At 61.9% G+C, this 19,928-nt stretch carries 15 protein-coding genes; 5 read left to right on the forward strand and 10 right to left on the reverse strand.

Annotation, left to right across the window (positions count from 1 at the left end):
• The first annotated feature begins 257 nt into the window (after nucleotides 1-257).
• The 4 genes from mrdA (at nucleotide 258) to ACOFKT_RS04705 (ending at nucleotide 8,936) form a co-directional block, all read left to right on the forward strand.
• Nucleotides 258-2,291 carry a penicillin-binding protein 2 gene (mrdA, locus tag ACOFKT_RS04690; protein ID WP_419806265.1) on the forward strand — a complete coding sequence of 678 codons (2,034 nt, stop codon included), beginning with the start codon at nucleotides 258-260 and terminating at the stop codon, nucleotides 2,289-2,291.
• A 174-nt stretch (nucleotides 2,292-2,465) separates the two neighbouring features.
• Nucleotides 2,466-3,566 (forward strand): rod shape-determining protein RodA, encoded by a 1,101-nt coding sequence (rodA, locus tag ACOFKT_RS04695; protein WP_419806266.1) that lies wholly within the window; start codon nucleotides 2,466-2,468, stop codon nucleotides 3,564-3,566.
• A gap of 501 nt (nucleotides 3,567-4,067) precedes the next feature.
• The gene (locus ACOFKT_RS04700; protein ID WP_419806267.1) at nucleotides 4,068-7,760 is read left to right on the forward strand and encodes an Rne/Rng family ribonuclease; all 3,693 of its coding nucleotides are present in this window, start codon (nucleotides 4,068-4,070) and stop codon (nucleotides 7,758-7,760) included.
• A 183-nt stretch (nucleotides 7,761-7,943) separates the two neighbouring features.
• Nucleotides 7,944-8,936 carry a hypothetical protein gene (locus ACOFKT_RS04705; RefSeq protein ID WP_419806268.1) on the forward strand — a complete coding sequence of 331 codons (993 nt, stop codon included), beginning with the start codon at nucleotides 7,944-7,946 and terminating at the stop codon, nucleotides 8,934-8,936.
• A 64-nt stretch (nucleotides 8,937-9,000) separates the two neighbouring features.
• On the opposite strand, the gene ACOFKT_RS04710 is transcribed toward ACOFKT_RS04705, so the two are convergent.
• The 10 genes from ACOFKT_RS04710 to ACOFKT_RS04755 all read right to left on the reverse strand — a co-directional run bounded on the left by ACOFKT_RS04710 (nucleotide 9,001) and on the right by ACOFKT_RS04755 (nucleotide 18,692).
• Nucleotides 9,001-9,408: a hypothetical protein gene (locus ACOFKT_RS04710; RefSeq protein ID WP_419806269.1), complete on the reverse strand. Its 408-nt coding sequence runs from the start codon at nucleotides 9,406-9,408 to the stop codon at nucleotides 9,001-9,003.
• Nucleotides 9,409-9,454: 46 nt separating this feature from the next.
• Nucleotides 9,455-11,083, reverse strand: coding sequence for a cellulose synthase family protein (locus tag ACOFKT_RS04715; protein ID WP_419806270.1), 1,629 nt, complete (start codon nucleotides 11,081-11,083; stop codon nucleotides 9,455-9,457).
• 217 nt (nucleotides 11,084-11,300) lie between these two features.
• Nucleotides 11,301-12,347, reverse strand: a complete 1,047-nt coding sequence (mqnC, locus tag ACOFKT_RS04720; RefSeq protein ID WP_419806271.1) for a cyclic dehypoxanthinyl futalosine synthase — start codon at nucleotides 12,345-12,347, stop codon at nucleotides 11,301-11,303.
• A gap of 11 nt (nucleotides 12,348-12,358) precedes the next feature.
• Nucleotides 12,359-12,592 carry a DUF3565 domain-containing protein gene (locus ACOFKT_RS04725; RefSeq protein WP_419806272.1) on the reverse strand — a complete coding sequence of 78 codons (234 nt, stop codon included), beginning with the start codon at nucleotides 12,590-12,592 and terminating at the stop codon, nucleotides 12,359-12,361.
• On the reverse strand, nucleotides 12,589-13,002 hold the full coding sequence (locus tag ACOFKT_RS04730) for a hypothetical protein (RefSeq protein WP_419806273.1): 414 nt from the start codon (nucleotides 13,000-13,002) through the stop codon (nucleotides 12,589-12,591). Before ACOFKT_RS04730 ends, ACOFKT_RS04725 begins: the two co-directional genes overlap by 4 nt.
• A gap of 16 nt (nucleotides 13,003-13,018) precedes the next feature.
• Nucleotides 13,019-13,498, reverse strand: a complete 480-nt coding sequence (locus tag ACOFKT_RS04735; RefSeq protein WP_419806274.1) for a vitamin K epoxide reductase family protein — start codon at nucleotides 13,496-13,498, stop codon at nucleotides 13,019-13,021.
• Nucleotides 13,499-13,570: 72 nt separating this feature from the next.
• Nucleotides 13,571-15,904, reverse strand: a complete 2,334-nt coding sequence (lptG, locus tag ACOFKT_RS04740; protein WP_419806275.1) for an LPS export ABC transporter permease LptG — start codon at nucleotides 15,902-15,904, stop codon at nucleotides 13,571-13,573.
• 64 nt (nucleotides 15,905-15,968) lie between these two features.
• Nucleotides 15,969-16,757: a response regulator transcription factor gene (locus tag ACOFKT_RS04745; RefSeq protein ID WP_419806276.1), complete on the reverse strand. Its 789-nt coding sequence runs from the start codon at nucleotides 16,755-16,757 to the stop codon at nucleotides 15,969-15,971.
• The gene (locus tag ACOFKT_RS04750; protein ID WP_419806277.1) at nucleotides 16,754-17,719 is read right to left on the reverse strand and encodes a sensor histidine kinase; all 966 of its coding nucleotides are present in this window, start codon (nucleotides 17,717-17,719) and stop codon (nucleotides 16,754-16,756) included. Before ACOFKT_RS04750 ends, ACOFKT_RS04745 begins: the two co-directional genes overlap by 4 nt.
• 88 nt (nucleotides 17,720-17,807) lie before the next feature.
• A complete protein-coding gene (locus tag ACOFKT_RS04755) occupies nucleotides 17,808-18,692 on the reverse strand; it encodes an acyl-CoA desaturase (protein ID WP_419807107.1) in 885 nt (294 codons plus the stop codon).
• A 269-nt stretch (nucleotides 18,693-18,961) separates the two neighbouring features.
• Between ACOFKT_RS04755 and ACOFKT_RS04760 the strand changes: the two genes are divergently transcribed.
• Entirely contained in the window at nucleotides 18,962-19,918 is a 957-nt protein-coding gene (locus ACOFKT_RS04760; protein WP_419806278.1) for a type I phosphomannose isomerase catalytic subunit, read from the forward strand.
• Nucleotides 19,919-19,928: the final 10 nt, after the last annotated feature.

Genomic DNA, 19,928 nt, shown 5'->3' on the forward strand with positions numbered 1-19,928 from the left:
CATCCAGTAGCGAAGCGCAGGGATCCGCTTTCTTCCCGAAGCGGCACGGACCTCCTCCGTGCCGCTTTGCTGTTCCCCCCTACAATCGACTGTCATATTCGACCGGAGCCCGCGCGCTCTTTGCGCGGGCGAAGTGGAGAAACCTGCATTTCTTTCGAAGTTGTGAGGCTTTCACCCGGAAGAGCTATCAATGCCTTTAACGGGGTAGGCACCTTGGCGTGATTCTTCACGTCACTTCCCATCTACACTAACCACAAGTGCTGCCTACCGAACAAATCCCAGCCTCCGCCGGAACGCGCGAGGAAAAAATCTCGCCGGTAAAGCTGGCTGCCGTGCAATACGTCATCGCGGCGGTGGTGCTCATCCTGCTGGCCGGCCTCTGGCGGCTACAGGTGCTCAACGCCAGTGACTTCCGCATGCTCGCCGAGGCAAACCGTATTCGCAAGGTTCCTATCCTTGCACCTCGCGGCAAGTTGCTCGATCGCGAAGGCCGCCTGCTCGTCGATAACTATTCCTCCGTCGCTTGCTACCTGCTGCGCGAGCAAATGCACGATGCCGACGCTGAAGTCCGCATGATCGCGGACGGCTTGCACCTCACCCCCGATCAGGTGCAGGAGACCATCCGGCACTACCAGTACGCTCCCAAATATGAGCCGATCCCGCTCAAGGCCGACATCTCACCCGACGAGCAGGCCTTCATCGAGGCCCACCGCAACGAACTGCCCGAACTTGAATTGCTTGAGGAGCAGCGCCGCCTTTACCCCCGCGACGGCTTTGCGGCCCACCTCATCGGCTACGTAGGTGAGATCAGTGAACAGGACCTGAATAACTCGAAGTACGCCTTTTACGAACCCGGCGATGTCGTTGGCAAATCAGGAGTTGAGCAGGCCTATGATTCGCTCCTGCGTGGTGAAGACGGCTCCCGCGACCTGATCGTCAACAGTCACGGGCGCGAAATCGGCAAGCTCGGCGAAGAACTCGCCAAGCCAGGCGAGGACCTGAAACTGACCATCGACCTGGACCTGCAGATGGCAGCGGAAAAGGCGATGGAGGGCAAGAATGGCGCCCTGGTCGCCCTCGACCCGCACACGGGTGAGGTACTGGCCATGGTCTCGCGGCCCGTCTTCGACCCGAACCAGTTCGCCGTTCGCCTCACGCGCACCTATTGGAACAGCATCATCACCGACCCTGAGCACCCGCTGCTCAACAAGGCGATTCAGGCGCAGGTCGCTCCCGGCTCCACCTTCAAGATCATCATGAGCGTCGCCGGCCTGGAAGAGGGAATCGCCGAAACCGAACACGTGGTCTGCTCCGGCGGTGCGGAGTTTTACGGCCACTACTATCACTGCGACGCGCACCACGGCAACGTCACCATCAACAACGCCATCCCGATGTCGTGCGACGTCTTTTATTACGTGCTCGCCCAGCGGCTTGGCATCGACGCCATTGCCAAATACGCCACCTCCTTCGGCCTGGGGCAGAAGACCGGCATCGACCTGCCGGAGGAAGCCGCCGGCACCATGCCCAGCTCCCAATGGAAGCTGAAAAACTATCACCAGCAGTGGTACGCCGGCGAAACCATCTCGGTCGGCATCGGCCAGGGCGCCATTGCGGCCACGCCGCTGCAGATGGTCCGGGCACTCGGCGGTATCGCCTCCGGAGGCGCGCTCAAACGGCCGCACGTGGTCTTCCCCGAAGAGATTCCTGCCGACCAGCGCGAAGCGTTTGCGGAGAGCTTTCCGGGCAGCGGCAATAAAAACGTGCCCATCCATTCCAACGTTTGGCAGACCGTCACCGAGGGCATGGCCGCGGTTACGACCAGCGGCACCGCCGCTATCACACACCTTGAGGGCATTGACTTCGCCGGAAAGACCGGGACCGCGCAGGTCATGAGCCATGACGCTTTGGCGCGCAACGGCGGTGGCAAGAAGACGCAGCCGAACTCCTGGTTCGTCGGCATCGCCCCGCGCCGCAATCCCGACATTGCCGTTGCCGTCCTGTGGGAGAACGGCAACTGGGGCTGGCACTCCGGCCAGGTCGCCGCACAGGTGGTCAACGCCTTCGTCGAAAAGCAGCGTGCGCGCAGCAAGAACCTGTTGATCGCGCAGGCACCGGCCCCAGCCGCCGCCCCAGTCCCAGCCCAGCCCACTCCCAACGCAGTGCAACAGGGTGACACCGTCGACAAGCAGGACCAGAACGCCGACGGTGAGACGGGTCAGGTGGAACACACAGGAGTTGCTGCACCGAAACCTGTGCGTCCCAAGGTAAGTTCCGCGAATGGAGGAACTTAGACCAAACATGAAGAACTTACACCAGAAATGAAGAACTTACGGCTTACCTGAAACGGTAAGTCGTGTGCAAAGAATAACTTGCAAAAAAAGGTAGGGAGGGGGTACGTGCCTGGAACAGGACGTCTTTGCCGAAGCCCTGAACTGCTGCTCTAATACGGTTTCAATACGGTCTAGATGTTCCGCTTTTCCAGCTTTCGCGATTTCGACTGGGTGTTGCTCGGCATGGTGCTGCTCATGTCGACCGTAAGCGTGTTTGAGATTTACTCCGCGACGCTGCACACCAAATTCCATGGATTTCACACCAAGCAGATCGGCTTTTTGCTGGCCGGTCTCGTGGTCATGTTCATCGTGTCGCAGATCGATTATCACAAACTAATCGACGTGACGCCCTGGGCTTACGGCATCAGCATCGTTTCGCTCGTTGCGGTGCTGGTCGTCGGACAAAAGGTGCTCGGCGCCCGCCGCTGGATCAGGCTGCCCGGCGGCATTCACTTTCAGCCGTCGGAATGGGTCAAGCTGGTCCTGATTCTCGCGATGGCCCGCTATCTTTGGGGCCTGCTAGGCAGGGAGCTGGACTGGCGCGAGATCGGGAAGGCCTTCGCGCTGATCGGCGTGCCCATGCTGCTGGTGCTGAAGCAGCCGGACCTGGGAACGTCGCTGACCTACCTTCCGGTGCTGATTGTGGGGCTGTTTCTGGGCGGTATTCACTGGAAACGCGCACTCATGATCGTGATCACGGCAGCCGTGCTGATTACGGGCATCTGGAAGAGCGGCAAGGTGCTGAAGCCCTATCAGAAGGCTCGCCTGACCAGCTTTCGACACCCGGAGGACGACCCGAAGGGCACCGGCTACCAGGTGCGCCAGTCGCTCATCGCGGTGGGCTCCGGCGGTATTTGGGGCAAGGGCGCGACCAAGGGAACGCAAACCCAAGGCGATTTTTTACCAATTCCGTATACCGATTTTATCTTTGCCGCCTTGTGCGAGGAGCACGGCTTCATCGGTGCGGCATTGGTTCTGCTGCTGTATCTCTTCATCCTGCTACGGCTGATACAGAACGCGCAGATCGCGGCCGATCCGCCAGGAACCTTCCTGATTATGGGTGTCACGGCGGTGCTGATCTTCCAGATCGCGGTGAATGTCGGCATGGTCGTCGGCCTGATGCCGGTGACAGGTATTCCGCTTCCGCTGCTCAGCTACGGTGGTTCGAGCGTGATCTTCACGTTTCTGGCGCTTGGGATTGTTATGAATGTGAGGATGCGGCGGTTCGTGAACTGATTCCCAGGTCACATAGCTGGCGTGAAACGCTTTCCTGTTGCACAATGAACGCAGCGAGAATGTACCCGTACCGCTGAGGAGCGGTGGGAAAGCCGGGCGAGCTGCCCGGCAGCAACAATCGAGTTTTGAAGCTTTGCAGTAAGAACAAGCCGCCGGGGAGAGGGCTACAGTCCACCGGGGCGGATGCAGAAATTAAGCGGTGCTCGCGGATGGCGAACGTTCCCTACCGGCCACGTGGCTTGGTCCGTGCGAACACAAGTCCTGCAAGGGCCCGCATAGGTTGAGGTTTGTATTTGGCAGCACGAACGCAGCATCGTGATCGCGAGTTCGACCGGACCCCACCGGTAGCGCTAACGTTCGCGTTCCTGCAGCCCAGGTGTGACCGGTTCTCCGGTTGCGCTGGTGTCGCCTTGCATTCTGTCTGCGCCGCCCTTCAAGGGTAGCAGCGTACGCGCTGCGGATCGTGGCCCTCTTTCCGTGTGGCGGAAAGAGTAAACAGAAGTGTCCAAGGAAATCTATATCTCCACAACGCCGCATGAGACGCGGCTGGCCATTGTCGAAGACGAACAGTTGGCGGAAATCTACTACGAGCGCGAGAACGAGTACACGCTCGCGGGATCCATTTACAACGGCAAAGTGACCCGCGTGCTGCCCGGCATGCAGTCCTCGTTCGTCGACATCGGATTGGAACGCGACGCGTTCCTGTATGTGACGGACTTTATGGAGGAGCAGGGCGATGCCGCCGATTTTGAAACGGACGGAGGCAGCCGCCGGGCCGCCCCGCGCGAAGCTGGCAGCCGGGACGAAGGCCGCCGTGACGAGCCTCGCCGGGATGAGCCGCGCCGCGAAGAAGTCCGCCGCGATGAGCCTCGCCGCGAGGAAGTTCGGCGCGATGACGGCAGCCGTGGAGCCCGCGACCGAGGCCGCCGTGGCCGCCGCGAGGCGACGGAACCCGTGCAAGAGACGACGAGTTTCGATGAGCCGATTGCGCCCGCGCCCATCGAAGATTCCGCCGCCGCGCACGACAATCAAGTCGCATTGGACGAACAGGGCAGCCGCCGTTGGCGCGGCCGTCGAGGCCGTCGGCGCGGGCGTGGCGGACGCGAAGGTTCGAACGCGGAAGTCGCGACCGGCACGTACGCCGAGCAGGTCGAGCCCGAGTTGGTTGGCAATGGCGAGACCATCGTTTTGGAAGGATCGTCAGAGGACGAGGATTTCCCCGACGCGGGCGTAAGCGCTAACGGAACCATCACCATCGATCTGGAGAGCGCGGCCGAGCCGGAGAATCTGGGCCGTCGCAACGTCCACCGCCCGGGCCGCATGGGGCGCCCAGGCAGTGAGGAGCGCGCCGCACGCCAGACGCAGACGGAGGAGCGTGAGCCACGCCGCCGTGACGACCGTGGCCGCGGTGACCGGCGAGACTTCGGTTCGCGCGACCGTGAGACCGAGTATGTGCCGGCCGGTGCTGCCGTGACCACGCTTCCTGGCGAGTCCATCCGGAAGTATCGCGATCCGGCGGAAGTCGCTGCCGAGGACGCTGCTCACAAGGCTGCGGCGCCGCGTGCGCCGGAGCCGGTTGCGTCATCGCGGCCTTCGCTCGAGATCTCTGGCTGGAACGGAGAAGCGACGCTGCCCGGCGAGTCGATCTCGCGCTACCGGAAGCCGTCGCGTCCAGTGCGGACGGAGGCCCAGAAATGGGCCCGAACCGAGGTTGCTTCCGGGGATGCGGAAGACGGAACGAGCGTCGCCGGGTCCGCGGAGGAGCCCGTGGTGGAAGCAAGCAACCGTGCGCGTGTGCAGGAGATAGCTGCGGCCGTGGTCGCGGAAGATATCGCGCCGACGCCCGTTCCCGATCAGCAGGCGGAGGTCGCCGCCGCAGCCGCGCCGGAGGAGACGGGTGGGTTGACCCAGCACCCGGCGCACGCGTACGAGCACGCGGCCGTAAGTCCGGAAGTCATTCCGGAGCCGCAAAGCATTGTGGATGCTGCCAAAGAAGATGTGCCGGTGCCCAGTGCCGGCGAATATGAACCAGTCGAAGGTGAAGCGGCGAGCTTCGGTGAGAACAGCCGCCGTGATCTGCGCCGGCGGGAGCAGCGTTCCGAACCAGCCGCGCAGGCGACGGATGCGGCGATTGCGCCCGTTGCAGCCGACACTGCAGTTGAGCATTCGCAGGATCAGGTTGCCCCGGATGCGTCACGCGAGGAATCGCGAGGGGATGAATCGAGCGGCGGGTTAATCAGCCTGTTCGGTGCTGCAGGCGTGCCCGGCCCCGTCGAATCAGCCGGTGTTTCTGCCGCGAGCACGGAGCCTGTGGTTAGCACGGAGCCTGTGATTACCACGGAGCCTGTGATTTCCGATGCGGACGTTGCCGTGGCGCACGAGTTCACCAGCATTCAGCCGGATGGAGCGATGCTGCCCGAACCGGCGCAGGATGAAGCGGCTGAGGCACCGCACGACGAAGTCGTCGAAGCGAGTGAGTCGCGCATCTACGACGAGACGGACCTGACCCCGGCGGAACTGTCGGGCTCGGAGCCCGTGCCGCAGGTGCACGCCTACGGCGAAGGTGACTTCCACGAAGAAGAGGTGGACGGCGACGAGTATGAGTACGAGATGGCTGTCGCCGCGACGGACGAAGACGAATCTGACGAGTACGAAGAGGAGACCCTGGAGGGAACCGCGGACCTGGGCGCGATGCTGCAGGAGATGTCCATCGACGAGCGCACCCTGCCCGAAGAGGACGAGGACGAGGAACTGGAAGCTGCGCCGGATGCGGGCGGCTTCACCGTGGATGACTTCGGCGGCGAGCCCGACGAAGAGGAGCAGGAGCAGACGAACGGCAACGCTCCTGCAACCGGCGGGGATCGCCGGGAACGCCGCGACAACCGCCGTGGCGGACGCGATCGCGGCGTACGCGGGGAACGGCCGTTCCGGGGTGGCGCCGGCGCGGATCGTGGCCGCGGGCGCGGCCGGCAGAGCGTGCAGACGATGGATTTGCCCGCCATTACCGACCTGCTGAAGCCTGGGCAGGAGGTGCTGGTCCAAATCGCGAAGGAGCCGATCGCCAAGAAGGGCGCGCGCATCACATCGCACATCGCGCTGCCGGGCCGATTCCTGGTCTTCATGCCCACGGTCAACCACACGGGCGTATCGCGCAAGATTTCATCGGACGAGGAGCGCCGCCGGCTGAAGTCGATCCTGCTTTCGGAAAAGGGAGAGCAGCAGGGTGGTTTCATTGTGCGGACCGCCGCAGATGGCGCCAGCGAAGAAGAGCTACGCAACGATTTGCGCTTCCTGATTCAGCTGTGGCAGGACATCAAGATGCGTTCGGAGACGTCGAAGTCCCCGGCGCTGATCTACCACGATCTGGGTCTGATCGAGCGCATTCTGCGCGATCAGGTGACGGATAACTTCTCGGCCATCTGGGTTGATTCCGAGCAGGAGTACGAGCGCGTGCTGCGCTTCCTGCAGCGGTTCCAGCCGTCGCTGGTGCGCCGCGTGAAGCTGTACACCAAGGAAACGCCGCTGTTCGAGCACTTCGGTGTCACGACTGAGATCGACAAGGCACTGAAGAGCAAGGTGTGGTTGAAGTCGGGCGGCTCCATTGTTATCAATCAGACGGAGGCGCTGGTCGCGATCGACATCAATACCGGAAAGTACGTCGGCAAGACGGCACGGCTGGAAGACACGATTCTGAAGACGAACCTGGATGCAATTCCGGAGATTGTGCGGCAGATTCGGTTGCGCGACCTGGGCGGCATCATTGTGATCGACTTCATCGACATGGATGAACGAAAGAACCGGGCCAAGGTGATGCAGGCGCTGGAGGATGAGTTGAAGACGGACCGCGCACCGTCAAAGGTGCTGCCTTTCAATGATTTCGGTCTGGTGATCATGACGCGCAAGCGTGTGAAGCAGAGCCTGGAGCGCACCCTGTGCATTCCGGACCCGGTCACCGAAGGCACCGGCATGATCAAGTCGCCCATCACGGTGGCGAACGAAATCTACGTGGAAACCCGCAAAATGTACCGGCACATCGATAAAGCGGACATGATGCTGCGGGTGCATCCGGAAGTGGTGAAGCAACTGAAGTCGAATGGGGCGCGACGCCTTCAGGAACTTGAGGAGATGACGCACAAGACGATTCTGCTGAAAAGCGATCCGTCGCTGAGTCCGGAGCAGTTCGACATTCACTAGGCAAGGCGTGAGCTGATAGGGGACGGGGGCCGGTAATCGGCTCCCCGTTCGTTTTGCGCGCTACACAACATGGCGCGTTGGGACGTCGTCTAAACCGACCAGATCTGCGTCGAACAACTTAGGGAAACGGGCCGGGTTACAGGCCAGTAGAGAAGTTCTGCCCTGTTCAGGAGTGCCACACACATGACATCGTCGCACCGCTCATTTGCAAAAGCTGTGTTCGCCGCGGGTACGCTTGCGGCCTCTGCCGTGCTTTACGCTGCTGCACCTGCAGCGTCGTCGCAGCCTTCCACTGATATTGCGCAACTCAACCGCAGCCTGCTTACGCCCGGTGCGTACTCGCTGGCGGACGTGAACGCGGACTTGCGGTATCGCACGGATGGTGTGAGCAGTTCAAGTGACGCGGTGGACGATGAGGTTGCGAGCCTTTCCGCTTCGCCGGCCGACGTCGCGGAAGGAAGTGGCGCAGGCGCGGGGCAGTATGGCAGCCATCGCCGGCGATACGGACGTTCGCGCTATCAGGACCGTCTGCATAATTCGGACGGGTCGACCAAAATCGCGTTTTTGGGTGGTGCTGGCTTGAACGTCCCGGTCGGCAACACAGGCAAGTTCTACACGCCCAGCTATGACATTGAGGTGGGTGGCGGTTGGAATTTCAATCAGAATTTTGGTGTCCTTGCCGAGTTCCACTATGACCACGTTGGTTTGAGTGGCGGGGCAATCAATTCTGAGTACAACAATCTGCTCGCTGCCGGAGTTACCGCGGACGAACTCGACGGATTCGACGCAAATGGGCACGTGCTCTCGTTTTCCATCGATCCGGTGATCAGCCTGACGCAGAGCCACAGCAAGTTGGGCGCTTACGTGACGGGTGGCGTGGGCTACTACCGCAAGACGACGAACTTCACGCTGCCAAGCATCGGCACCACCTGCGACTACTATTACTGCTACCAATACAGCAGCAATGTGAACGTGGACCAGTACACTGCGAGCGGTTTTGGTGCGAACGCAGGTCTGGGCCTGACATACAAGCTGTCAGAGTTTTCCAGTGAGCGTTTGTTTGTAGAAGCCCGGTATCACTGGTTGAAGTTGAACGATAACAACAATCAGGACTTTTTCCAGTTCAACCGGCGCAACTCCGAGTACATTCCGGTGACAGTCGGCATTCGGTTCTAAGCAGGGTAGAGCGCAAGACGGGACAGGGTATAAGCCCTGTCCCGTTTTGTTGCGTGTTGCTGCGTTATGCGCGGAGCGCGGCAAATGCGTGATGCGCATACAGCGCCGCCACGGTGCCACCCAGGATGCCGCCGAGGTTCAGGATCAATGCCAACGCCGACATTTGGCCGGGCAGTTGACGGAAGCTGCGTAGCAGCACCAGGGTGAGCCCAACTGCCAGGCACAGCGGGAAGCCGATGTTTCCATAAGGCGGCAACGGTGACATACCGCAGCACACATAGGCACCCGTAACGGACGCCAGGCACCATGTGCCGGCATGCAGCGCAGTGTAGGTCCAGCTTGCAGTGCTGTCGTTCAGCAGGACGCGCCGGCCCAGCCGTGTTATGAGAAAGAGCAGGCCCATGTAGACGGCGATTGCCGCGACGTAGCCCGCCAGCAGAGCCTCCACAATCGGTATGAAGAAGCTGATCACTTGTGGGGAACTCCGGGTTCAGTGTAGCCAGCCATTTGCGCGTGTATTACACGCCAACGGGGTATGGCTTTTCGTGCAAGGCGTTGGCTGTGCCCAAACGCTCAAAGCGGCCCTGCAGCAGGCTGAGCAGGCCGGTGTACCAGTAGCCCAGCACAAAGAGCAGTAGAAACGGGACCGTGAAATAGTTTTCGCTGGCGATGGCGTACCAGACTGTTGCGGCGAAGTAGCAGCCGATGGCGAGCTCGATCCATGGAATGATGCCGAGCCGTTTGCGATATTTTTGCGCCTGGGTCTTCTCGCCCTTTTTCTGCACGCGGTATTTCGGTGTGCGGGCGAAGGCGCTTTTGATCCCGAACAGTGCCTCAAGCACGGCCTTGGTGTTGGTGATGGTCAGGCCGACGCCGAGTGCCATCAGGAAGGGCAGATACAGGAAGGTGCGATACCAGCGGCGGGGAAACAGCTCTTTTTGCGAGACCAGATAAAAGCTGGAAATGGAGAAGGTGCTCGCCATGAAGAGAGGAAAGTCGATCAGCAGCATCTGCCAGATGCCCTGCCACGAACGGATGATCATGGCCGGCATGAGCAGGGTGCTGAGTACGATCATGAGCGGGTAGCTGAGATTGGCGGTTAAGTGGTACCAGGCTTCGAGCTTGGTGTGCCACGGAGCGTCGGAGTTGAGGACGCGCGGCAGGATCTTTTTGGCTGTTTGGATGAGGCCCTTAGCCCAGCGCGCCTGCTGGGTCTTGAACGCGGTCATCTCGATGGGCAGCTCGGCGGGGCACTCCACATCCTGCAGGTAGCGGAACTGCCAGCCTTTGAGTTGGGCACGGTACGACAAGTCGGTGTCTTCGGTCAGGGTGTCGTGCTGCCAGCCGCCGGCCTCTTCGATGGCTCGGCGACGCCACATGCCTGCGGTGCCATTGAAATTGAAGAAGACACCAGCGCGCGAGCGGCCTCCGTGCTCCAGGACGAAGTGGCCGTCCAGCAGGATGGCTTCCACCTGGGTGAGAAAGCTGTAGTTGCGGTTGAGGTGGGTCCAGCGGGTTTGCACCATGCCGACGGCGGGGTCGGCAAACTGATCCACGACGCGGCGCAGCCAGTCGGTTGGGGGCACAAAATCGGCGTCGAAGATGGCGACCAGCTCGCCGTGAGCGGTTTTCAGGCCGGCATCCAACGCACCGGCCTTGTAGCCGTAACGGTCGGTGCGGTGGATGTACTCGATGGGTTGCGGAGGCAGGCCCTCGGCGCCTTCTGCGTAACGCTGGACGATGCCGCCGGCGACCTGCTCAGTTTCGTCCGTTGAATCGTCGAGCACCTGAACTTGGTAGCGGTCGCGCGGGTATTCCATGCGGCAGCAGGCATCGATCAGGCGGTCGATCACATACTGCTCGTTAAAGATGGGCAACTGCACCGTGATGAAGGGGAGATCGGCTTCATGGAAACGTGCCGGCGGAGTCGACGAGTGCTGCGCGCGTTTGCGGTTGCGGTAGTACAGCCACACCAGTTGGTAGCGGTGAACACCGTAGAACGCCAGGATGAGCATGACGATGAAGTAGGGAATCAGCAGGCCGATGTCGAACCAGTTCCAGCGGTACATGCCCTGAAAGGTTCGCTGCGCGTAGTGCGTTCGCCAGTAATGGCCGAGCCCATGAGGTTCGGCGTAGAACAGCGTCAACGCAAGCGTCTGAATCGTTGCGAACAGGTTGGTGCTCCAAGTGGGGATGAGTCGGATTCAGTTTACGTGAAACCGGTGAAATCACTGGAAGGTGTATGTACCTGTTCGCGTAGGCTATCGCCCGACAGCCACGTGATCGCGATCGGGTTTTCGCACTGTAGCCGCTGAGCGGACGTGCCTCTCCATGAGTTTGCAGCGGAGCCTTCTGCCGGCGTGCTTAGTTCAGGAACAGGGTGGTGTAGAGCGTGTCGCGCTGCACGGGCTTAAAGCCGGCGTCGCGAATGATGCGGCGTAGCTCCTCTTCCGTGGTGCAGTTCGCGGTGCCGGCTGCCTTGACGACGTTCTCTTCCAGCATGACCGAGCCGACGTCGTTGCCGCCGAAGCGTAAGCCCATCTGCAGCACTTTCAGACCCTGCGTGACCCAACTGCTCTGAACATTCTCGATGTTGTCGAGATAAAGACGGCTGATCGCGAGCGTCTTCAGGTACTCGACGGAGGTCGCCTCTTCCCAGCCGCGGCCGCCCAGCGCGGTGTGATTGGGCTGAAAGCTCCAGGGGATGAAGGCGGTGAAGCCACCGGTCTCCTCCTGCAGGCGGCGTACCACGTCGAAGTGATTGACGCGCTGTTCCATGGTCTCGCCCACGCCAAACATCATGGTGGCGGTGGTGCGCATGCCAAGCTCGTGCGCGGTGCGATGCACGCTGACCCAGTCTTCGGTGCGGCACTTCAGGCGAGCGATGCGCTTGCGCACTTCGTCATCGAGAATCTCCGCGCCGCCGCCGGGGATGGAATCGAGGCCGGCGTCGCGCAGGCGGGCAATGGTCGTGCGCAGATCCATGTCGGAATATTCGGCGATGGCCAGAATTTCACTGGCGGAAAGGCAGTGCAGCCAGATGTTGGGAAACCGCTGCTTGATGCCGGTGAAGAGTGCTTCGAACCAATCGATTTTCAGGTCGGGGTGAATGCCACCCTGCATCAGCACGCCGGTGCCGCCCATCTCTTCGGTTTCTGCGATTTTCTGGTAGATCGTCTCGAAGTCGAGGATGTAACCCTCAGACGCGAGCTTGCCTTTCAGCGGCCGGTAGAAGGCGCAGAAGGTGCAATATTCCGTGCAGAAATTGGTGTAGTTGATGTTGCGGTCGATGATGTAGGTGACGACGCCATCCGGGTGCAGACGGCGGCGGACCGCGTCGGCTTCCATGCCGATGCCAATCAGGTCGTCTGACCGGAAGCAGTCAATCGCTTGCTCGCGCGTAATACCCATACCTGACTAGATTACGCCGCGCCGTGACCGGATGCGGTTGTGGCGGCGCTGCTTTCCGCCGCATCGCACAGCTTGCAGCGGAGTGTTCGTCCGAGCATCGCGGCGCGGCCTTGCGGTGTAACGACCCAGGGCCGCAGTTGCCAGGGCGGATCGTGACGCACGTGTTGGGTGTGACCGCAGGCGAGGCTGGCGATCCAGTGGCGCGCTTCATCCTGGTGGAAGCCGGTGATCGGTTGCGCGCTCACCGGTGCAGAAGGAGAACGGCAACGGCGGCGCCGCAGGCCAGTGCGGAAAACCCGGCGGCGAGCAGGGCGAGATTGCGCGTGGAGCGATCGGCCCTTGCCGCCCCCACGGCGTTGCTGGCCAGTTGACGGGTCAGCGACTCCACGGCTTTGTGCAGCAACTCGACTTTGCGGTCGGTTACGGTTACCTGTTCGCGAAGTGCGTTCAGATGATCGCGCTGCTCGGTCACCGCGGAGGTCAGGCCCGCGTGGGTGCGGGCAACGGATGCCATCTCCGCATCGACGGCAGCCTTGATGTCGCGGGTGTCCTTGCGAAAGCGATCAGTCAGACCTGTAATCATCTGCATCAGGTGCGGCGTGGCTTCGCGCACCAGAGTCGGACCAAGCTTCGCCAGCAAACCTTCGAACGCCATGGGGCCAGCTTACGCGTTATGCGGCACGCAGGTGCAAGCCGGCGCGGGCACGACGGCGGCTGGCTACAAGCCAATTCGCGCAGCTTAACAGGAAGATGACCGCCATGATCGATTGCGACCAGACGCAGTAAATGCACCACTTCTCAAGGATGTATTTCTCGACAAAGGTAAGGCCGAGGGCGAGGAACAGCCCGATCTGGCTGAGCTCAAACGTCCAAAAGTCGCGGCCGAGCAGGGCCAGCAGTGCAATCAGAATGTAGCCGGCGATGCCAGCGATGGCGACCGGCATGTGGCCCTTTGCGTTCGGGTCTTCATCAAAGCTGCGCGGCGGGAAAACAGCAAAGCGCGAGTGGTTTACGGCGCCGCAATCCCAGTGCTCGTTCACGGCGCATGGTGGCGCTGCATTGGGATCCTGCAGGTGAACACGAAGTGCAAGAACACTCACTACAGCTCCCGCGACGGCGAGCAGCGCAATTAACACACGAAGCAAACGCATATCTGTTTGACTGTACCGCGCGGCGAAAGGCTCTGTCCGGCACACCTCCCATTCAGCGCGATCTGTAGTGCGTCAGGTAGGCGTGCGCAGCAGCAGGTAGCCGCCGAGCATGGCGAAGAGGACGTCCGGCGACCACGCGGCCAGTGTGGGAGGCAGGGCGTTAACGTTGCCCATGGCTTCGAAAACGCCGGAGACGAGTGTGTAGGCGACTGCCATGGCAATGGCGATGCCGACGCCGGCCAGAGAGCCGCGTTTGCCCATGGACATGGCAAAAGGCACGGCCAGCAACGCCATAATGAGCGTGATGAGCGGATAAGCCAGCTTGCGGTTGAGCTGCACGCGCAGCCGCATGGTGTCGAAGCCGCTCTGCTTCAGGTCGGAGATGTAGCCGTTCAGCTCGTTAAAGCTCATCTCCTGCGACGGGCGGATTTCTTTTTTGAAATATGAAGGTTGTTCACGGATTTCGGCGAAGCTGTTCAGCGTGAATGGCTGATATGTCGCGACGGCGCCGTTCTGGAAGGTGCGCTGCCAACCGTTTTCCAGGATCCAGCGCTGCACTTGCGCATCCCAATGCGCGCTGCCGGCGAAGATGCGGCGGCTTAGCTGAAAGGTGCCGGGCTGGAACTCAAAGACAGTGAGGTTGGCGAAGACGTCTTTGTCCGGATCGAAAAACTGGTAGTAAAAGATGCGCGCTGGCTGGCCGACCGAGTCCTGTTGACCGCTGATCCATTTGCGATCGGGACGCAGAAAGGTTTGCGCAGGCTTGCCCTTGATGACGGAGCGTAACGCTTCCTGCCGCCGATTCGCGAGCGGCAAATAGAACTCATCGAAGGCGAACATGGAGACGGCGATGATCGCGGTCAGCACCATGATGGGTGCGATCAGGCGGTAGATGGAAACGCCGCTGGCCTTCATGGCGGTCAGTTCGCTGGACCTGCTGAGCGCGCCAAAGGTGACCAGCACCGCCAGCAGAGCGCAGAGCGGCGTCAGGTTGTAGAGCATGTAGGGGATCAGGTTGAGCAGGTAGTCGCCCACCGTGATCAGCGCGGTCCGGTTGCGGATAATGTCGCCCAGGAGCTCGAAAAAGCTGAAGAAGAGCGAAAGCATGATGAAGCTGACCAGGATGAGCGCAAGCGTGGAGATGAACTCGCGCAGAACGTAGTCGTCGAAGATCAATGGGAAGCGATGGGTGCGCCGTGATGCGGGCCGGCGTGTCGCTTCTTCCTGCCGCTGCTTGCCGGGCCGCAGCCGCTCGAGCGTGGTGCGGGTCCAATCCATCAGGTTCAGCAGGCCGGCATTGCGCGTACTCAGGTCGCCACGGGCCATGCGCCAGAGCAGCACGGTGCCAAAGAGCGCAAAGATGATGTTGGCGCCCCAGACGCCAAGCACCGCGCTGACCTTGCCCTGCTTTGCGAGTGCCACGCCCACCGACGAGAAGAAGTAATAGACAAAGACGAGGAGCACGGTGAGGACGAAGCCGCCGCTTTTTCCGCCACGCCGCGACGCCAGGCCCAGCGGCGTGCCGACCAGCATCAGCACGATGCAGGCCGCAGGGTAGGAGAAGCGTTTCTGCAGCTCGATGCTGTATTGCCGGCCCCCGGGTGCGCGGCTGCGTTGCAGCAGTTCGCCGGGTGACAACGCAAGCAGCGGCGTTTCAGTGCGGGTCAGGCGGATGTCGTCCTGCGGTGCCGCCTGGATCGGCGTGTCCGCTTCTGTAAAGGTGGTGATGTCGTACTGGTTCGGGTCCTTCGGCGAGATTTCGTGGCGCGAGCCGTCCTCAAAGTGCAGCCGGATCACGCCTTTTGGCCCGTTCTGCACGATGGCCTGCTGCGCGGTGGTGATGTAGGGGCTTGCCGGCTGCGACAGGTCGGCGAGAAAGACATGTTTCCAGAGCGCCGCACCCTGTGCCACGCTTGCGTCCTGCACGTACAGAACGTAATTGCGGAAGTCTTCGTAGAAGACGCGGGGCTGCACCTCAAAGCTGGCCTGTGAGGTCTTCAAGTCGTTCTCAAGCCGGAGCAGAGCTGACGCGGCGCGCGGTGCCACATAGAGCGAGTTGCAGAGGCCGATGAGCACGGCGAGACCCGCGGCAAGGGACACGACGCGCACGAAGTTGAGCACGCCGAAGCCAGCAGCGCGCATGGCGGTGACTTCACTGTCGGCAGCGAGCCGGCTGAGGCCGAGCAGGATGCCGACGAGCACCGCCATGGGAATGGTCAGCACCAGCGTGCTGGGCAAGGTGTAGGCGATTACGCGTGCAACGTCGAGCAAGGAGGCTGAGCCGCGCACCACAAGCTCCAGGATTTTGCCCAGATCACGAATGAACAGAACAAATGTGAAGAGAACGCCGCCCAGCAGTGTGTGCGACAGCACTTCGCGAAGAATGTAGCGAGAAAGGATACGCACGAGCCGAAGGCCTTACCTGTTCAGTGTAAGGTTTGGACGCGCCCGGGACCGTAGCCGGTTCAGATCAGCTCCACGTACCCTCGGCAACGAAGCGGTAACCGACGCCGCGCACCGTGAGCAGGTGGACCGGCCGCGCGGGGTCGGGTTCCAGATAGCGGCGCAGGCGCACGACAAAGTTGTCGATGGCGCGAGTGTCGGTGTCTTCGCGCACGCGCCAGACTTCTTCCAGGATTTCGCCGCGCGAGACTACCTTGCCGTGGCGCTCAATCAGGTACCGCAGCAACTCGGCTTCCATCAGGGTCAGCCGGATGCTTTGACCGGGCGAGGTCAGCTCCAGCGTGTCAAAGCGGATCTCGCGGCTGTCAAATTGAAAGGTGCTGCGCGGTTCCAGCTCCGGTTCGGGGACGAGAGACGGCGTTTGCAGCGGCGGCAGGTTTGACCGCTGCCAGTGCATGCGCCGAAGCAGGCCGTTCAGCCGTGCGATCAGAATCGAAAGCTCGAAGGGCTTGGGCAGGTAGTCGTCCGCACCCGCCTCGAAGCCCTCCAGCACGTCTTCCGGCCGGCTGCGCGCGGTGAGCATCATGACCGGCACGAAGTTACCGGCAGCGCGCATCTGCCTTGCGACCTCAAAGCCTTCAATGCCCGGCAGCATCACATCCAGCAGAACGGCATCCGGCGAGGTGCTTGCCAGGTATTCGAGCGCACTTTCGCCATCGGGGGCGTGGTGGGTGCGGAAACCTTCGGCCCGCAGATTGAAGAGCAGGACCTCGGCGAGGTGCGCCTCGTCCTCGACCAGCAGCACGAGCGGCTCTGCGGACGCGGTGGCCGGCGCGGCTTGCGCGACCGCGCTCAAGAAACGATCTCCGCAACCGGGGCTTGCGTCTGTGCCGCTGCCGCGGTTGCGGACAACAGCGGGAGCTGCAGGGTGATGGTGGTGCCCAACCCTGCGCCATAACTCTGCGCGGTCGCGTCGCCGCCATGTTCGCGCGCGATCGCACGCGTAATGAAGAGGCCGAGGCCGGTGCCTTTGATTTTGCTGAGCTCCCGTGATCCAACGCGATAGAAGCGGTGGAAGACGCGCTTCAACTGTGGTGGCGGGATGCCCACGCCCTTGTCCGTGATGCGCAGCATTGCCACGTTGCCGCGCAAGACGCTCAGCTCCGCTGTAATATGGACGCCGCCGGGCGAGTACTTCACGGCGTTGTCGAGCACGTTGAGTATCGCGGTCCGCAGGCTCTGTGCATTGCCCGACACATAGACCGCGGCGGGCGAGCGATCTTCCAGGCGAACCTGCGTGGGTTCCAGATGATGGCGGCGCACGGTCTCGGCAAGCGCTTCGCTGGCCAACTCACGCAGGTCGATAGGAAGCCGCGCTTTGGCGTTGCGGATGACTCCTTTCGCGTTGGCCTCGCCCGCGCGCAGCACCTGCTCGACCGTGTGCAGAAGCCGGTCGTTGTCCTCCATCATGCGGGTGTAGAACTCTTGCCGCTGAGCGTCGTCCAGCGGCCTTCGTTGCAGTGTTTCCAGGTACAGGCGGATGGACGCGATGGGCGTCTTCAGCTCGTGCGTGACGGCATTCAGGAAGCTGTCCTGCCGCTCGTTGCGGCGCACCTCGCGCACCAGAAAGATCGTATTCAGGATCAGGCCAGCGATCAGCACGCTGAAAAAACAGATACCCAGCACCAGGAACATGACGTGGCGCTGGTGCACGTTCAGGATGATCCAGCCAACGTTGAGCGCGACCGCGAGACCCACAAGGCAGATGCCGAGTGTGATGAAAAACGCGATTGCGCCGCGACGGCGGGTGATGTTCATACCGTTGTCAGTTTAGAAGTGGAAGGCAACAGATCAAAGTAAAAAGCCGGACCTAAGCCCGGCTTTTCGCAATTCATCTTCGGCCAACTTACACGCCGGCAGGCTTCGGATCCATCGGGTCCCACTTGGCGATTTGCACCTTCTTCGCCAGGCCGAACTTCTCCATCAACCAGATGCCGTAGTAGTTGATGTCGAACTCGTACCAGACCAGGCCGTGACGTGCGCTGACCGGGTGAGCGTGGTGATTGTTGTGCCAACCCTCGCCGCCGGTGAGCAGCGCAACCAGCCAGTTGTTGCGGCTGTCGTCCTTGGTTTCAAAGCGGCGCGGACCCCACAGGTGCGTCGCGGAATTTACCAGCCACGTGCTGTGCAGGCCGCACGTGACGCGCAGGAACGTGCCCCACAGCATCATGCCGATGGCGCCCTTGACGCCGCCGAATGCGTAGCCGATGCCCATCTGCGCGAAGCCTGATAGCGTCAGCGGCAGCCAGTGGTACTTGCTCAACCAGCGCTGTCCAGGATCGCGGGTCAGATCCGGGGCGTAGCGGCCCAGCAGGGCGGTTTCACTGTGCAATGCGCGGCCAGAGAGAATCCAGCCGGCGTGCGACCACCACGTGCCGTCGTGCGGCGTGTGCGGATCGCCTTCCTGATCGCTGTTCTGGTGATGGACGCGGTGCGTGGCCACCCAGAAGATCGGTCCACCCTCAAGCGCCAGGGTGCCGCACATGCTGATGGCAAGCTCAAGCCAGCGCGGTACGCGATAGCCGCGGTGCGTCAGCAAGCGGTGGTAGCCCATGCCGATGCCGACGTTAATCGCAAGAAAATACATCACCACGAAGGCGAGCAGATTCTTCCACGAGAAGAAGAACAGCGCCGCGATGGCACCCACGTGAAACAGGCCCATGAAGATGCTGGTGATCCAGTTGATGCGACCTTCCTGGTGCTCGCGCCCCATGCGGAGATCTTCACGCATCTTGCGGCGCGTTTCCGTGACGAGCGTGCGCGCGTCAATCGGAGTAACGGAAGGAACATTGGATTTTGCGGACTCGCGCGGATCGACCGGTGACACAACAGCAGACATGCAACCTCTATTCTGGACAGCGTGCGTTGAAGCACGTTATCTCTATTTCCACGCTAGCAGCGTTCGTCGCGGTGCTTTGTAATGTTTGTGTAAGGTCGCTGTTGCGACAGCTGTGGCGCAGCTTGACGCGGCTAGGCGGCGTACCCGCTACCATGGTCAGCATGGCCTCGCCACTCGCACCCTTTCTGCTGAAACCTTTCTTTTCGCCGCGCCCGTGGGGCCGCCGCGACCTGCGGCCCTGGTACTCCGCTGCGGTGACCGGCGAGACGGCGGAGCCCATCGGGGAAGCCTGGCTTACCGCGCCCACCGGCGAGGCGCTGGAGGGGGCACATGCGGGAGAGACGCTGCAGCAGATTGCCGCGGCCGATACCGAAGCGCTGCTGGGGGACTGGCGCGAGGAGCACGAATTTCCGCTGCTGCTGAAGCTGCTCTTTCCCGATGACAAGCTCTCGGTGCAGGTGCATCCGGACGATGCGCACGCCCGCACGCTGGGCCAGCCCCGTGGCAAAACCGAGTGCTGGTACGTGGTCGATGCGGAGTCCGGGGCCGTCGTGGCGTGCGGGCTGCTGCCCGGCGTCGACCCACAGCAAATGCATGCCGCCGCCGCGGACGGAAGCATGGAGTCGCTGTTGCGTTACATACCCGTGCAGCGTGGAGACATGGTCTTTGTGGACGCGGGTACGGTACACGCGATCGGACCCGGCGTGACGTTGCTGGAAACGCAGCAAACCTCCGACACGACCTTTCGCCTGTATGACTACGGACGCCCCCGCGAGCTGCACCTGGAAGAGGGGGTCGCGGTCAGCCGTGCCGAAACCCGCGCGGGCAAGGTTGCGCCCGTCGCCATTGCGCAAGGTACCCGCCTGATTCAGGAGCGGTACTTCACGGTGGACCGCTTTGCGCTGCGCGCGGGTGAGTCGCTGCAGTTGGATGATGCCGTTGGCAAGCCGCACTGCCTGACCGTCTTGCAAGGGAACGGTAGCGCGGCGACACCGGCCGGAACGGGAACGCTGCAGTACGCGGCAGCCACGGTGGTGCCGGCCAGCGCGGGTGTGCTCACCTTGCGCGCCAACGAGGACATGGTTGTGGTTCGATCCATGCCTTCGCAGGTTCTGTGAGCGCTGCAGC

The sequence above is a fragment of the Terriglobus sp. genome (assembly GCF_965201105.1).
Lineage (GTDB): Bacteria > Acidobacteriota > Terriglobia > Terriglobales > Acidobacteriaceae > Terriglobus.

Bases quoted from the DNA above. Each gene is read 5' to 3' on its own strand.
- ACOFKT_RS04735 (WP_419806274.1), bottom strand. From the start codon at position 13,498: ATGCGTTTGCTTCGTGTGTTAATTGCGCTGCTCGCCGTCGCGGGAGCT.
- rodA (WP_419806266.1), top strand. From the start codon at position 2,466: ATGTTCCGCTTTTCCAGCTTTCGCGATTTCGACTGGGTGTTGCTCGGC.
- ACOFKT_RS04755 (WP_419807107.1), bottom strand. From the start codon at position 18,692: ATGCGTGAAGATCTCCGCATGGGGCGCGAGCACCAGGAAGGTCGCATC.
- ACOFKT_RS04750 (WP_419806277.1), bottom strand. From the start codon at position 17,719: ATGAACATCACCCGCCGTCGCGGCGCAATCGCGTTTTTCATCACACTC.
- ACOFKT_RS04705 (WP_419806268.1), top strand. From the start codon at position 7,944: ATGACATCGTCGCACCGCTCATTTGCAAAAGCTGTGTTCGCCGCGGGT.
- ACOFKT_RS04760 (WP_419806278.1), top strand. From the start codon at position 18,962: ATGGCCTCGCCACTCGCACCCTTTCTGCTGAAACCTTTCTTTTCGCCG.
- mqnC (WP_419806271.1), bottom strand. From the start codon at position 12,347: ATGGGTATTACGCGCGAGCAAGCGATTGACTGCTTCCGGTCAGACGAC.
- ACOFKT_RS04730 (WP_419806273.1), bottom strand. From the start codon at position 13,002: ATGGCGTTCGAAGGTTTGCTGGCGAAGCTTGGTCCGACTCTGGTGCGC.